Source organism: Paenibacillus sp. J2TS4 (genome assembly GCF_018403245.1).
Classification (GTDB): Bacteria; Bacillota; Bacilli; order Paenibacillales; family NBRC-103111; genus Paenibacillus_L.
This window is the reverse complement of sequence record NZ_BOSH01000013.1, coordinates 179,572-193,057: the sequence shown is the minus strand read 5'-3', so window position 1 is coordinate 193,057 and position 13,486 is coordinate 179,572. Positions and strand designations below refer to the sequence as shown.

Annotated in this window: 11 protein-coding genes and 1 rRNA gene; 2 read left to right on the top strand and 10 right to left on the bottom strand. The window is 46.1% G+C overall.

What is annotated here, in order from left to right; genetic code table 11:
• Both KJS69_RS23175 and KJS69_RS23170 read right to left on the bottom strand, forming a co-directional pair.
• A 16S ribosomal RNA gene (locus KJS69_RS23175) occupies positions 1-131 on the bottom strand; the annotation flags it as partial.
• A 456-nt stretch (positions 132-587) separates the two neighbouring features.
• Complete coding sequence (locus tag KJS69_RS23170; RefSeq protein WP_213586163.1) at positions 588-1,451, bottom strand: nucleotidyltransferase-like protein; 864 nt, start codon at positions 1,449-1,451, stop codon at positions 588-590.
• A gap of 131 nt (positions 1,452-1,582) precedes the next feature.
• On the opposite strand from KJS69_RS23170, the gene KJS69_RS23165 reads away from it, so the two are divergent.
• Positions 1,583-1,966: a DUF2614 family zinc ribbon-containing protein gene (locus tag KJS69_RS23165; protein WP_213586162.1), complete on the top strand. Its 384-nt coding sequence runs from the start codon at positions 1,583-1,585 to the stop codon at positions 1,964-1,966.
• Positions 1,967-2,062: 96 nt separating this feature from the next.
• Here the strand turns inward: KJS69_RS23165 and KJS69_RS23160 are convergent, their stop codons facing one another.
• The 3 genes from KJS69_RS23160 to KJS69_RS23150 all read right to left on the bottom strand — a co-directional run bounded on the left by KJS69_RS23160 (position 2,063) and on the right by KJS69_RS23150 (position 6,897).
• Positions 2,063-3,817: a glycosyl hydrolase family 18 protein gene (locus KJS69_RS23160; protein ID WP_213586161.1), complete on the bottom strand. Its 1,755-nt coding sequence runs from the start codon at positions 3,815-3,817 to the stop codon at positions 2,063-2,065.
• 131 nt (positions 3,818-3,948) lie between these two features.
• On the bottom strand, positions 3,949-4,383 hold the full coding sequence (gene perR / locus KJS69_RS23155) for a peroxide-responsive transcriptional repressor PerR (protein WP_213586160.1): 435 nt from the start codon (positions 4,381-4,383) through the stop codon (positions 3,949-3,951).
• 261 nt (positions 4,384-4,644) lie between these two features.
• A complete protein-coding gene (locus tag KJS69_RS23150) occupies positions 4,645-6,897 on the bottom strand; it encodes an FAD-dependent oxidoreductase (protein ID WP_213586159.1) in 2,253 nt (750 codons plus the stop codon).
• Positions 6,898-7,295: 398 nt separating this feature from the next.
• Here KJS69_RS23150 and KJS69_RS23145 point away from each other — a divergent pair, with 398 nt between their 5' ends.
• Entirely contained in the window at positions 7,296-8,105 is an 810-nt protein-coding gene (locus tag KJS69_RS23145) for a helix-turn-helix transcriptional regulator (RefSeq protein ID WP_213586158.1), read from the top strand.
• Between the two features lie 142 nt (positions 8,106-8,247).
• On the opposite strand, the gene KJS69_RS23140 is transcribed toward KJS69_RS23145, so the two are convergent.
• The 5 genes from KJS69_RS23140 to KJS69_RS23120 form a co-directional block, all read right to left on the bottom strand.
• On the bottom strand, positions 8,248-9,849 hold the full coding sequence (locus KJS69_RS23140) for an extracellular solute-binding protein (protein WP_213586157.1): 1,602 nt from the start codon (positions 9,847-9,849) through the stop codon (positions 8,248-8,250).
• Positions 9,850-10,048: 199 nt separating this feature from the next.
• Complete coding sequence (locus KJS69_RS23135; RefSeq protein ID WP_213586156.1) at positions 10,049-10,948, bottom strand: carbohydrate ABC transporter permease; 900 nt, start codon at positions 10,946-10,948, stop codon at positions 10,049-10,051.
• 11 nt (positions 10,949-10,959) lie between these two features.
• On the bottom strand, positions 10,960-11,895 hold the full coding sequence (locus KJS69_RS23130) for an ABC transporter permease (RefSeq protein ID WP_213586181.1): 936 nt from the start codon (positions 11,893-11,895) through the stop codon (positions 10,960-10,962).
• A gap of 64 nt (positions 11,896-11,959) precedes the next feature.
• Positions 11,960-12,667 carry an MBL fold metallo-hydrolase gene (locus KJS69_RS23125; protein WP_213586155.1) on the bottom strand — a complete coding sequence of 236 codons (708 nt, stop codon included), beginning with the start codon at positions 12,665-12,667 and terminating at the stop codon, positions 11,960-11,962.
• A gap of 142 nt (positions 12,668-12,809) precedes the next feature.
• The gene (locus KJS69_RS23120) at positions 12,810-13,403 is read right to left on the bottom strand and encodes a histidine phosphatase family protein (protein ID WP_213586154.1); all 594 of its coding nucleotides are present in this window, start codon (positions 13,401-13,403) and stop codon (positions 12,810-12,812) included.
• Positions 13,404-13,486: the final 83 nt, after the last annotated feature.

The window sequence follows — 13,486 nt, the reverse complement described above, 5'->3', positions numbered from 1 at the left end:
TTGCCTACGTGTTACTCACCCGTCCGCCGCTAAGCTTGGAACAAGCAAGCTTGTTCCTTACTCCGCTCGACTTGCATGTATTAGGCACGCCGCCAGCGTTCGTCCTGAGCCAGGATCAAACTCTCCGTAAAAGTTCCCCATGACAATGACCTAAGTCCCGTCACGGAAGCTCATTTATTGAAGAGCGATTAGCTCATTCGTTCGTTCATTAACGGTTCTGCTCACGGTCCGAAGACCGCTTCGCACTGGCTTCATTCATTCACTCGTTGTTCAGTTTTCAAAGGGCAATGCTGCTTGATGTTGCGTTCGCCGCTTGTTTAACAGCGACTCTTTTAATATACCACAGGGTGCCTATCGAATGCAAGCTTTTTTTTGAAGTTTTTTTCTTCCAGCTTGCTGGACTTGCTCGTTCAGAACAAGCCGTTCGAAGCGGCGAAGACTAATGTAACATGAACGGGACACAGGTGTCAATACTTGTCGTCATAATATTTTTACCACATATAGAACTGTAAGTCTCCGCTTCACGCGGTCGCTCATCTCCGATATATACTTTGATTGGAGTTTGTCTTATTACTGCCAATAAAGCTTCAGCAAGTATATTTGATTTGTATAGGATCTCCCATCTCCCCTCCTATTAACACTTCACGAATTAAGGTTTTCTTCGCCAGAACACCCAACAGCAGAGAGATATCAACATCCAATCCAGCGATGGAGGGGTGTTGGCGAATTTCAGCTGCGCTCCAGGGCTGATGTCGGCTGTTCAACAGTTCCAACAGGATCGAACAGCAACTTTCCATTTGAGTAACAATTGAAAATTCACATGCGAGCATAACAAGCTCTACCCGTTGGCTTAACGTTTCCTCGCTAAGAATCAACTCCTCATATAATTTATGGACCCCGGCGTTGTACCGTTTAACTTGTTCCCATATTTGGCCGTGAATATCACCGCCATGCTCAATTACGACAATTCTAGCCCAATGGCTCATTGCTTCCTCGACACTGCTGTAAGCATCCAGCAAATGATCATTAACAAAGTGTTCTTTACTTCTAAAAAAACGAGAAAGAAATCTAGAAAACTCAACCAGAAGCAATTGAGCCTTCTTTGTTCTGGGCAGTTCCATAAGTTCTCGCCTTAAGTTCTCCATGTGCTTGTCCCGATCCATAATCATCTCTCCTTGGATGATGAAGGAAATGAATTGCTCATTGATTTTTCCATAATTAATTGGATCTAATTCCCCGTACGCAACCCAACGTTCTTGTAACCGTGTACCTTCTTTTATATAATGATAACTAGTATTACGGACTGGAGGTCGGTTGCTCACAACCATCACCTGATAGCGGAAACCGCATGTAAGTGCATCGTTGGAGTACGGATTTTCATGCATAATGACGCCGATAACGTCTTCTCGGTCCCCATATTTTCTGGTAAGTGATCGTTTTAACGAATTCATCGGTGCCTCCATTATGCGTTAAATTAATTCCATAGAAAGTTAGGCAATATTGTGAAGTAGTATGTTCTACATCGGTTGCCCAGTTTCCTGCTTGTCCTTCCATTACATGAATAGAAAGAAGTTGGAAAATAATGATCCTGAGATCAAGTAAAGTAAATGAATTCAGATTATGGGGATTGCTCCTGACGATGTTCGGGCTCGTTCTGATGATTGTCGGCTGTGCGGGAATCGTCTTTAATTGGGGAGTGGCCGGCAGAATTATAGCCGCGATCTTCCTGGTCCTTGGTTTGATCAGCATATTAGGCAGTATGGCCATATATTTTTGGGCGGGTATGATGTCTACCAGCGCTGTTGTCATTGAATGTCCGGAATGCAATCGCATCACTAAAATGATCGGAAAAACAGACCGCTGCATGTTCTGCAGAACGATACTTTCATTCGATCCTCAGCATGCTTCAGCAGAAGGGGAAGCCACTGAGCAGCCCGCGGTAGTCAATAATCCGGTTAAGGAATAGCGTTAACAGCCATTATATAAAACAGACTCCCCAATACAAAAGAAGGCTATCCTCCATATTGAGAAGTAGCCTTCTTTTAGTGTAAGTACAAATAATTTAATGTGCCTGCTCGAACGTTTCTTTAATAATTTCCCAAATATCCGGTGTTTCAAATCCTCTGCTCCATGATGCGATTCCCGCCAAATTATATTTATTGACAAGCTCCGCACGGCTCTTCATTGAGGTGGCATCTTCTATCCATATTCTAATCTTTATATTATCGTCCTCGTTATATTCAACGTAGTTTTGCCCGGATTTTTCGTCAAAAACAGGGGTTAACTGCTTCTCCGCAATCAAGCTTTGTATTCTTTCCATCGAAACCGCCTTCGAGGATACAGAGGTTTTTCCTTCCTTGGTTTCTTCGGTCCAGATTCGGGTATAATAAGGAACGCCCAGCACCAGCTTGGAAGGTGGAACCCCATCCTCCTCCATAATCCGCACAATGTTGTGTTCTACCCAGGGCAGCGAAGCGACCGAGCCCGCTTTGGGGCTGGATGCCCAGTGCTCGTCATAAGTCATGACCATCATGTAATCAACGAGAGGGCCAATCGCTTCCCGATCCATAAACAAGGAGTAGGTTTCGGAGCCGCCCTTAATTCCGACATCGATCGATACGACCAAGTCCTGCTCATGCATAAGAGGAACCGCCTCTCTTACAAATTGAACCATATTTTCTTTATCCTTTAAATAAACATTCTCAAAATCGATATTGATGCCTTGCAAATTGTACATTTTTCCAAAAGAAACCAATTGTTTGATCATATACATTCGCCGATCATAAGTAGATAATGCTTCGCTGGTCATCTTCGGGTCAAAGCTGTTCGTTACCAAGGCCCAAACCTGATAATTTTGTGAATGAGCCCATTGCACGAAGGAAGAGTCGGCCATGTTTTTTAATTGCCCTTCTTCATTTTCCAGATGAAACCATTGCGGGCTTATGACATTCACTCCCGGCATGGGACCGATTTGGGAAGTATCCGGATTGCGGCTGTGGACCTGCTGCCAAGTCAAATGAATTTTGCCTCCCGTCGGATTCCAGGGAATAAACTCGGATTTATCCGGCTCAATGGGAACCATCTCTTCCTCCCCGGCCAGGATGTGATCTTGTTGCATATAGCCTACCCAGCCATTATTCAACTGCACCCGGACCCAACCATCTTCTTCATTGGACCAGACCATGATCGCTTCTCCTGCTGCAAGATCCGCATATTTAGGCGCCTTGATGCTTGGTTCGGAACGTACCGCCTTGGGCTTATCCCCGCTCTGACCGGAAACTTCTGCCCATTGAATAACGTCGCCTTCCTTGTGAACTGTAACCACTCCGGTTTCTTCCGACTCTATCACTTTAAGCCGATATAAATCCAGCAATGGATCGATCGGGATCATAACCGCATCCTCTTGCTGATCTACAGCAAATTTAAGATCAAACGGCTTTTCATTAACGACTGCCGTCAGTTCATTCGTTTTTAACCGGACTACCTTGTTCTTCGTGGTCAGTATGACCGATTGACTCTCAGGTTCGTGGCGGATATCCGGATCCACAATTTCCTGCATAAAGGATAGCGGGAGCTTCAGACTCTCCTCCGCCCCGCTGGCCGATACGGAATATAGCTTTCCTTTATAATAAATCGGCTTCTCCAATCCTTCCGTGGAAGGCTCGGTAAAAGACGAGTTAGGCCAATAATTTAACCAATAATATCCGGCAGCCGAAATCAATCCAATAAATAAAATAAATATGAAAAATTTCAAAAAAGGTCTTCGCCGTCGACGACGTAAAGGCGGAAGCGCCGACAGCCCGTATGAAGATGACATTGGTACTCTCCCTTCCAGTAATCCCACAATCTGGGCTTGTAAAAAGAAATAAAAAGACGCCTCGGACAGCCATAGGCTTTATCCGACACGTCTCATTATACTATAAACGCCATTCCACTTGCAGGCATGTGTTAATGGGTAGTCTTAGTCATGCAATCCTGGCAAATTCCGCTGACTTCTACCCGGTGTCCCGAAACGAGAAATCCGGTTTCAGAAGCCGCCTGCTGTTCGATTTCCGTAAGCGTAGGATAATGAAAGTCTACTATTTTACCACATTGCTCACATTGTGCATGATAATGATTCGACATATCCGCATCGAAACGGCTGGAGTTGTCGCCAAAGGTCAGCTCGCGGACGAGTCCGGACTCAATAAATACTTTTAAATTGTTGTAAACCGTCGCTACGCTCATGCTCGGGAAACGATCAGCCAGTGCTTTATAAATATCATCGGCAGTTGGATGACAGGTAGAATCAAGCAGATAAGACAAGATCGCATATCGCTGTGGGGTCATCCGAACTCCGGACATCTTCAGTTTATCCAGCGCTTGTTCAAATCTGGTCGTCATGTTAGTCACCGCCAATAGAAGTATACTTCGGAGATAAAATTACATTTACAATAGCTATATATATTCATTGTACGTGTGGAGTGCAACCTTTGTCAATGTTTCCAATCCCTGTACTAAGGAATACGCTGAATATAAAATTGGCTGCAGCTACGGCCTCATAACCATATACTACAGCCAGTTTCAAATTAATTTATCCACATTGACTTTTTATGATCTGCTGTACTTGCTGAAACTTAATTTTTCCGTTATTTAGACCACTGCTCAGACTACTCTTAATGCTACAACCTCGGCAAATCTTGACCCGTTCGTGGATTCGACAATAAGCCTCAGCTTCGTGGTCTGCAGGGCCTGTTCCAAATGGTGGATTTTGCTTCGCTTACGGTTATTTTTTTCTTCCACCACAGTTTTCCACTTATTATCCACCATCACTTCAATACGGTAATCTTTAACAAGCTCCGGAAAAATGTCAAAAGGAGTACGCTTATAATGCAAATTATTCAAATCTTCATTAACATCATTATTAAAATTGATGTAAATTGTTTCAATCTTGGTTGGTACATCCCAATGTAATTGTATCCATTCTTCTTGGCTTTCTTCTATTGGATTCGAAACCCACATATGGGGCCCGCCGTATGGACGAAGGTAGCCATCGGTCAATTTCTCAGGCAGATACGCATGGGTGGTACCCAATAGTCTAAAACAAAAGGGTTTGCGCGCCAGCCCTTTTTGATTCCATTGCACCACTAACTGTTCGTTATTTATGGCAGTCAACAGGCTGGATACATTCGACTTCTTCTCCCTTTTAAAAGAAAGAACTCCCGTCATCGGCTCATCGGATTGGTATAGGGATATATCGTTATTCTCTCTTACAATCACAAACGCGTTTTGCGGAGAATCGGGAGTCCACGGAAGATGAAATCTTACCCATTGCCGCTCTCCTTCTTCCACCGTTCTAATTTCTTTAGCTTGCAAAGTGTGCGGGATATAATTTTCCGGGTTGCCGGTATCCCATAGTTCCACGACTACTTCCGTAGCTTGTTTAACATCCATGAGAATTTCGATATCCTGAATGTTGGGTTCGACCGGGAATAAAAATGCGATATCATTGAACAAGTCGAATTTATCCTTAGGCGAGGCTACTTCTATTTGGGCCAGATGGCTTGAGGCGGTTACAGCCGCTCGTGACGCCAAATCGATAGAGTCGGAGTATCTCACTCCAGTAATAGCTGCATCATTCCACACCAAAGTTTGCTGCAATTCTTTGATATGATTACGATACAATTCCCGAGGCATGATTCCCTTATCAACGCACAAGGCCGCTCCGGCGCCTGCCGCTTCCCCCATGACGGAACAGGTTCCCATCACTCGGGTCGAACCGAATGCTACGTGGGTTGCGCTAATATTGCGCCCCGCAAACAATAAATTGTTTACATTGACAGAATATAGACTGCGGAAGGGAATTTGATAGGTTCCGTCCGGACAATCCAGCTTCGAGACATAATCCGAAGCATACATTCCTTCCGGCGGATGAAGATCCATCGACCATCCTCCGAAGGCGACATAATCTTCAAAATGAGCTTGGTTTCTTACATCATTCTGCGTAAGAATATAATCGCCAATAAAACGGCGGACCTCCCTTTTTCCCGGAATGCTTCCAATCCATTCTAAAGTCAAATTGTCGGCATCGAATTTTCCGGAGTTTTTAATATAATCCCAAATTCCGTATATTACGGACCACAGCTCATCCCGAATACGTTCATTGTCATGCAAAGTATCGATATCCGCTTCTCCGCCCCATTCAATCCACCAATAATGACAGCCGTTATCGCCAGCGGCAAATACCCGTTTCATTGGAATGGCCGTTTGCGTAATGTCTTTTGCAAAGCTCGGGGCAATATACTTCACAGGGTGGCCTACATCCTTGGTATAGAATAGAATTGTGCTTCCCAATGTAATATTATCTGCGGCTTCCGGTGCCCACGGTTCGTTAAATTCATGCTGCGCTTCTCGGCCAATTCTATATTTAGCCCCTGCCAGAAAAGCTACCAGCCCGTCACCCGAACAATCTATGAACATAGGACTTTCAAAACGAATTTGCCGCTCGGAGCCCATCATCCATCCTGTAACCGAGTGGATCGTACGGTTACTCTCGTCACCGTTCGCCTCCACCTCCCGAACATCCGTATTGAGAAAGAGCTGAATATTGGGTTCACTGCGAACTTTCTCCAGGACAACCAAATCCCAATAATACGGGTTCCCTTCCGGATTTATGTATTGATTCTCATCATACATTTCTCCGATAATCCCTGTTTCGCGGGCATAACGGTTGACTCCCAGACCGGTTGCTCCCAGCACCCACACTCGAATTTCACTGCTTGAATTTCCACCTAGAACCGGGCGATTCTGGATTAACGAAACCTTCTTTCCCCTCCTTGCCGCGGATACGGCCGCGCTGACTCCCGCCAAGCCCCCGCCAATGACCGTTACATCCGAGTAAACCGACTCATACCTCAATGCACTCTCTCCTTTATAATGAAGTAACTTTTTTAATTGATATTCTATATATGTGGCACTAAATAAAGCTATCATTCCGTTCCGAAAGGAAAGTGCCTCCGAAGCTTCAAACATCATACTCCTTCCCCAAAAAGTGAACAATGAGCTTCGAAGCAATTCCAGGTACTTTTCGGGGACCCCGAAACCAACAGATTCCTTCTATATGGATAGGCCTTCGGATGGTTGGAATACAAAGCCAAAACTCGCCCTGGAAGCATCTTTCTTTCTCCACTTCATGAGCTATGATATCTTTAGTGCCGGGTATATATTTCATTATAAAAAAAACGATTTTCTAACAACATAGAGTAATGTATCATATAGCATATACTTTTTTTCATAAATGAAGGTTGGTGTGATTGATGGTCACGAATCTATGGGATCGTTCATTACAGCTTATATCTCACGCTTATTGGGAGCGCAAAGAACAATTTGTCCTGCACAAAGATTCATACCCTATATGGGTCATGTTTGCCGTTGAATCCGGCAGCTTCAAATATCAGATTGGCAATGAACAAGGGCTGGCCAAGCCTAATGAACTTGTTTTTTGCCCGCCCGGCTGCACGTTTGAACGAAAAGCTTTATCCCCCATATCCCTTCATTATGTAGGATTTGATTTCGACAAGGCGCTCATTCCGGAAGAGAATCCCCTTCCCATGTTTAAGGCACAACCTACGGATAAAAATCGGGTCGCTTCAAGCTTATCCTACTTGCGTATGCTCCATCTCGCGGTAGACCCCCGCAGCCAATTGCGCAAACAACTGATGATGAATGATTTATGGCAGCTTGCCTGCAGCGAATGGGATTTGGTCCCCAACCAGGACGAACTGACGGCTTTAACCCATACCGACGACGAACAAATGAAGTGGTCCGTGAAATGGCTAGTCGAGAAAGCGCATACCCCATTCAGCATACGGGAGCTATCTGATCTGGTCGGATTAAGCCCGGCCCAATTTTCACGGCGATTCAAAAAAGCGTTCCGTATGAATCCTTCGGAACTGGTTCGCACCCTTCGTATTCGTAAGGCGGCAAAGCTGCTGCTTAACTCTGACCTGACATTGGACCAAATTGCAGAACAATGCGGTTATGATAATGGCTTTTACTTAAGCCGGGTATTTACCCGCTACATGAACATGAATCCGTCGGAATACCGCCATCAAAACCAGGTTTGATTCCTTTACTATTCCAAACGAAACTAAAAATCCTGAATAATGGAACGGTCAGTTAGTCCATTATTCAGGATTTAGAAACAACGGATAATGCTGTTCCTACATGCGCGGCAGTCAAAAAAAGCGGTCACCCGTTCGGAAGGATTTACTTGCTGGCATTCTTCATATAGGTGTCATAGGCCTGTTGATAAATCCCGATATAATCTTCAAGTCCCATCTGATTCAGAGTCTTGATATATTGCTCCCACTCCTCTTCAATCCCCCCGGTGGTGATCCACTTGCCGGCCGTCTGATCGGTATAGTTCCCGATATCCGTCTGGTAACGATTGATGCCGTTGTACTGTTCGTTCGTAAACAAAACCTGGGGATAGATCCATTTCTCCAAATACGGCTTCCGCAGCTCATACCATTCCGGACTGTCCGGATCCAGGCGACCCTCTTTCAGATTGGTGACATCGAGCTGCTCCTGCTGCTCGTTCGTAAAGCCATAGACAAAGCTGTTATAAGGGGTTTCCTTCACCCGCCATTCCCCTGCGCTAAATCCTTCCGGCTCCGGCACAATTTCGTACGTATTATCCGGAAGTTTTTTGACACGGTTCGGACCTTGACGCAGCATGAACGACATTTCCGGCTCAAACGCCCGATCCACCCACCGCATCGTCGCTTCCGGATGTTTATTGGCCTTGGTGATCGTAAAGATTCCGACATCAATTTGCGCATTCATGTAGCCGCTCGCCTGCTGGCCGTCCGGTCCCTTTAGGGGAGCAATGGGCGACTCATAATCCCAGTTGTAACCAACGCCGGTAATTTGATCCGGACTCCAGCCGAAGAAAGCCCCGATCGTCGCTTCCTCCCCGGCCGACAGCTTCGAGAACATTTGCTGAGATTCCAGCGAGAACGCCTCCTGGTCAATTAAACCTTCGGCATACAAAGAGTGGAGATATTTTATTACTTCCTTGTACTCGGGAGTCGCTCTTACAAACTCCACCTTGTCGTCTTTGACGAGAAACTTCTGATCCAATGTGCCGAAAGAGCCGTATAAGAAACCGAACCCGTACTGCCCCCCGTTGTAAATCCCCGTTAATGGGATTTCCATTCCTTGGGCTTTGAAGGCTCTTAGCGCCTCTCTAAATTCATCGGTTGTTGTCGGCATCTCCATCCCGACCTTCTCCAGCCAGGTAGTATTGATCCATAAAATATTGCCGTCGGACCGCTTATACTCGGCCATGTTCGCCAGCGGTAAAGAATAAATATGTCCGTCCGGCGCTGTGATGGCATTCCTCACCTCAGGGTATTGCTCCAGAAAATGGACCAGATTCGGGGCATACTTGTCGATCAGATCTTCCAGCGGGATAAAGACGCCCTGCGATCCATACGTGACCACATCCGAGGTCGTCACTTTAAGCATCACATCCGGCAGGTCTTTACTGGCGGCCAGCAATAAATTTCGCTTCTCTGCCCAGTCCGAACCCGGAGACAGCTGCCACTCGATGTTGATATTCGTCCCCTCGTTGATGGCCTTGATCGTCTCCAGTTCGTTCCAGTTCGAGCCTGTTCTCGCATCATAAGAACCGGCGATTCTCAGCGTAATCGGTTCGTTGACAATGGGCAATCCCGTCTCATTGAAATTTTCGTTGATCGGACCTTCGCTTTGACCCTGAGATTCCTTTGGCGCATCCGTATCGGAGCAGCCTGCGATGACGCTAACAATTAGAAACAGGGTTAACCAACTTCTCTTCCATTTCATCTTGCCATACTTCCCTTCTATTAAATGTGTACTAAAGAAAGCAATCATTCCGTTCCGAAGGAAAGTGCCTCCGAAGCTTCAAACATCTTGTTTTGTATTCCTTTATTTATTAGATGGGCCTTCGGATGGTAGGAATACAAAGCCAAAACTCGCCCTGGAAGCATCTTTCTTTCTCCACTTCATGAGCTAGGGCAGTCTATTAGCCCTTGATCGAGCCGATCATGACTCCCTTTACAAAGTACCGCTGCAAAAACGGGTAAAGCACCAGAATGGGGAGACTGGAGATGATGATTAGCGAATATTTAATCAACTCCTTATACTGCTGCTGCTCTACGATGAGCTCCGGATCGACCGCGCCCCCCGTCGCTTGGGATGCTTCCTGGCTTGCTACGAGGATGCTGCGCAAAATTAATTGCAGCGGATACAAGGACTGATCCTGCAAGTAGATCAGTGCCGGAAAATAAGAGTTCCATTCTGCTACGGCGCCGAATAACGCCATGACGGCAATGATCGGAGTCGATAACGGCACGACGATGCTGAAAAAGAACCGGAAGGTGGAGCAGCCATCCATTTGTGCGGATTCCAGCAGTTCATCCGGGATGGTCGTCTGGAAGAAGGTTCGGGTCACAATCAGATGATAGGCGGAAACCGCCGACGGGATAATGACCGCCCAGATCGTATTGATCATGTTCAAGCTTTGAACAAGTAGATAGCCCGGAATTAATCCGCCGCTAAAAAACATCGTGAACACAATGGCAAACATGAAAAAGTTTCTTCCGACCAGATCCTTGCGGGACAACGCATATCCGGCGGTAATGACCAAAGATACGCCTATCCCGACGGAGAGCACAACATAAAGCAGCGTATTCCGATAGCCGCGCCACACTTCCTTGTTCTCCAGCAGGATTTGGTAGCCCTTCAGGGTGAACCCTTTGGGCCAGAACGCCACTTTCCCCGCGTTGACAGCCGCCGGCTCGCTGAAGGACGAAATGAGAATCAAATACAACGGATACAGGACGATCAAGAGGATGACGGTCAGAACGGTGTAGTTCACAAAGTCGAATATTCGGTCGCTCTTGGCCTTGGCTATTCTAGACAAGGTTCTCCCCCCTAAAACAGGCTCTGCTGTTTAATCTTTTTTGCAAATTGATTCATCAGAACCAACAGAATAAAATTGGCCACATTTTCAAAGAGCCCGATGGCCGCTGCATAGCTGAACTGGGAGCCGATTAGCCCCGTCTTATACACGTAGGTCTGGATGACCTCGGAAGTGCTGATATTTAAAGCGTTTTGCATCAGCAGCACTTTCTGGAAGCCGAGGGAGACGAAGTGGCCGATATTCAAAATGAGCAAAATCATAATGACCGGCATAATCCCCGGGATATCAATATGAAGGATGCGCTTAAACTTGCTGGCTCCATCGATCATGGCCGCTTCATGCAATTGGGGATCGATGGACGTTAACGCGGCCAAATAAATGATGGCGCTCCAGCCCGTTGTCTGCCAAATCTCAGAGAGGATGTAAACGGGTCTGAACCACTCGGCGCTTCCCATAAAGTAAATCGGGGTTCCGCCGAACAGCTTGATGAGGTTATTGATAAACCCGTTGGATGGCGACAGGAAGATAAAAATCATCCCGACAAGCACCACGACGGAGATAAAGTGAGGCGCATAGGTCACGGTCTGCACGATTTTTTTAAATCGGGTCCGGGTGACCTGGTTCAGCATGAGAGCAAAGATGATGGGAATGGGAAAGGAAAAGAGAAGCTGGTATAAGCTGATCAGCAAGGTGTTCTTGATCAGATTCCAGAACTGATACGATGCAAAAAATCTTTGGAAGTGCTCCAGCCCGACCCATGGACTTCCCCAAATGCCGCGGGTCGCGATAAAATCTTTAAAAGCGATCTGCAAGCCATACATGGGGATATACTTGAAGACGAAAAAGTAAACCAGTGTGGGGAGGAGGAATAGATATAGCTGCCAGTTTTTGATTATTTTTTTCAGAATTGGCAGTGAAGCTGTTTTCTTGTATGTATTCGCTTCCAAATACGTCGAAGTTTTAGTACTCACGGTCCCCTCTCCTTCTAATCATTAAATAACAACAACCATCTTAAAATTCCAGAACTAAACCGTCATAAGCGCATTCGACACCTATCTTCTGCAGGATGGCAATCATCTCGTCATGAGGAGGACAATGCTTGTGTGTAAAATGGGTAGCACATACCGCTGTCTGATCGGTGATGGCGTTAATCTCTTTCATTTTGGCCAACATGATCTGTACGCCATCCATACTTAAATGCCGCGTTTGTCCTGCTTTGAACTGTGTATTAGTGCCAACCGCGCATTCGATAATAAGTTGATCCAGCTCAAGGTCTGCCAAATGCGGCCACACTTCGTCTTTATAGACCGCTGTATCCGAGGCGATTAACACTTTATTCTTCCCATCGTCAATGACGTAATTGACAGCGTCACCAATAGTCGGCAGATGAGTCGCTTTAATGGCTTTAATAGAATAGGGAGGCAAATCCATGCTGTCATACGGCAAGACAGGCCTCCTCTGCAGCCCGGCAGCCTCATCCTTCATTCCCGACACATCCAACAGGGTCATTACGGAAGGCGGTGCAACAAACGTTAACGGCGGCAATTCTTTGCGCTGCTGGAAACCTAATTTACGTAAAGATAAATTGTGGACATAGAAATGGTCATGGTGACTATGGGTAACTAATGCATACTTCATGTTCATGAGGTGGACATTATGCATCGAACAAGCCGCCATCAGATCCGCTCCCATGTCAACCAGCAGATCATCATTAATCAAATAACAGCACCGCTTCCTAAGATTGCGTCCACGGTGTTCGCGGGCATAAGAACATGTAGGACAATCACAATAAGGGGAAGGGATTTGGTCTGGACCTGCTGTTCCTAGAAAAGTAATTCTCACCGTTAGTCCTCCTTTTCAATTATCGAGTTAATTCCTCTGCTTTCAGATGACAGGTACAATTGTAGAGCAGATACCCGAAGCCGCTGGAAGACTTCTTGATGATCGTTAAAGAACTATTCCTTACCAAATCGCTGCTATCCGTTTCATCCGGGCATAAAGCGTACAAGGTTTCGATGAGCAGCTTGCCGTGGGTAATCACCAGCACTTTTTGTCCAGCATATTGATCCACTACATCTTCAACGAAGCTGACCCCTCTTGCACGTAATTCCTGATGAGTCTCCCCGCCAAGATCAAGCTTCCGCCATTCTTTGCCCCATCTTTCAATTCTTTCTTCTTCGATGGTTCCTTCAATTTGGCCGCGTGATATCTCCCTGAGCCTCTGGTCAAATTTAATTGGCTTGCCCATATAGGAAGAAATGATTTCGGCCGTTTGCCGGGCCCGCAACAAATCACTTGAAATAATGACATCCCAATTATCCTTAGCCAGACGCCGTCCCACGGCATCAGCCTGCCTAAGCCCGGTTGGATTCAGGGGATTATGTGAATGACCCTGTGCTCGGTTTTCAATGTTCCAATCTGTATTCCCATGTCTAACAAATCCAATGATTGTCATTTTCTCTCTCCTAATTCTATTCCGATACGATAGGACCAGCTATCCATATCCTTGCCGTCATCCTAAATAAAGCGTCGAATCCT

Coding starts and splice junctions, on each gene's coding strand:
- KJS69_RS23170 (WP_213586163.1), bottom strand. CDS start 1,451: ATGAATTCGTTAAAACGATCACTTACCAGAAAATATGGGGACCGAGAA.
- KJS69_RS23165 (WP_213586162.1), top strand. CDS start 1,583: ATGATCCTGAGATCAAGTAAAGTAAATGAATTCAGATTATGGGGATTG.
- KJS69_RS23160 (WP_213586161.1), bottom strand. CDS start 3,817: ATGTCATCTTCATACGGGCTGTCGGCGCTTCCGCCTTTACGTCGTCGA.
- perR (WP_213586160.1), bottom strand. CDS start 4,383: ATGACGACCAGATTTGAACAAGCGCTGGATAAACTGAAGATGTCCGGA.
- KJS69_RS23145 (WP_213586158.1), top strand. CDS start 7,296: ATGGTCACGAATCTATGGGATCGTTCATTACAGCTTATATCTCACGCT.
- KJS69_RS23140 (WP_213586157.1), bottom strand. CDS start 9,849: ATGAAATGGAAGAGAAGTTGGTTAACCCTGTTTCTAATTGTTAGCGTC.
- KJS69_RS23120 (WP_213586154.1), bottom strand. CDS start 13,403: ATGACAATCATTGGATTTGTTAGACATGGGAATACAGATTGGAACATT.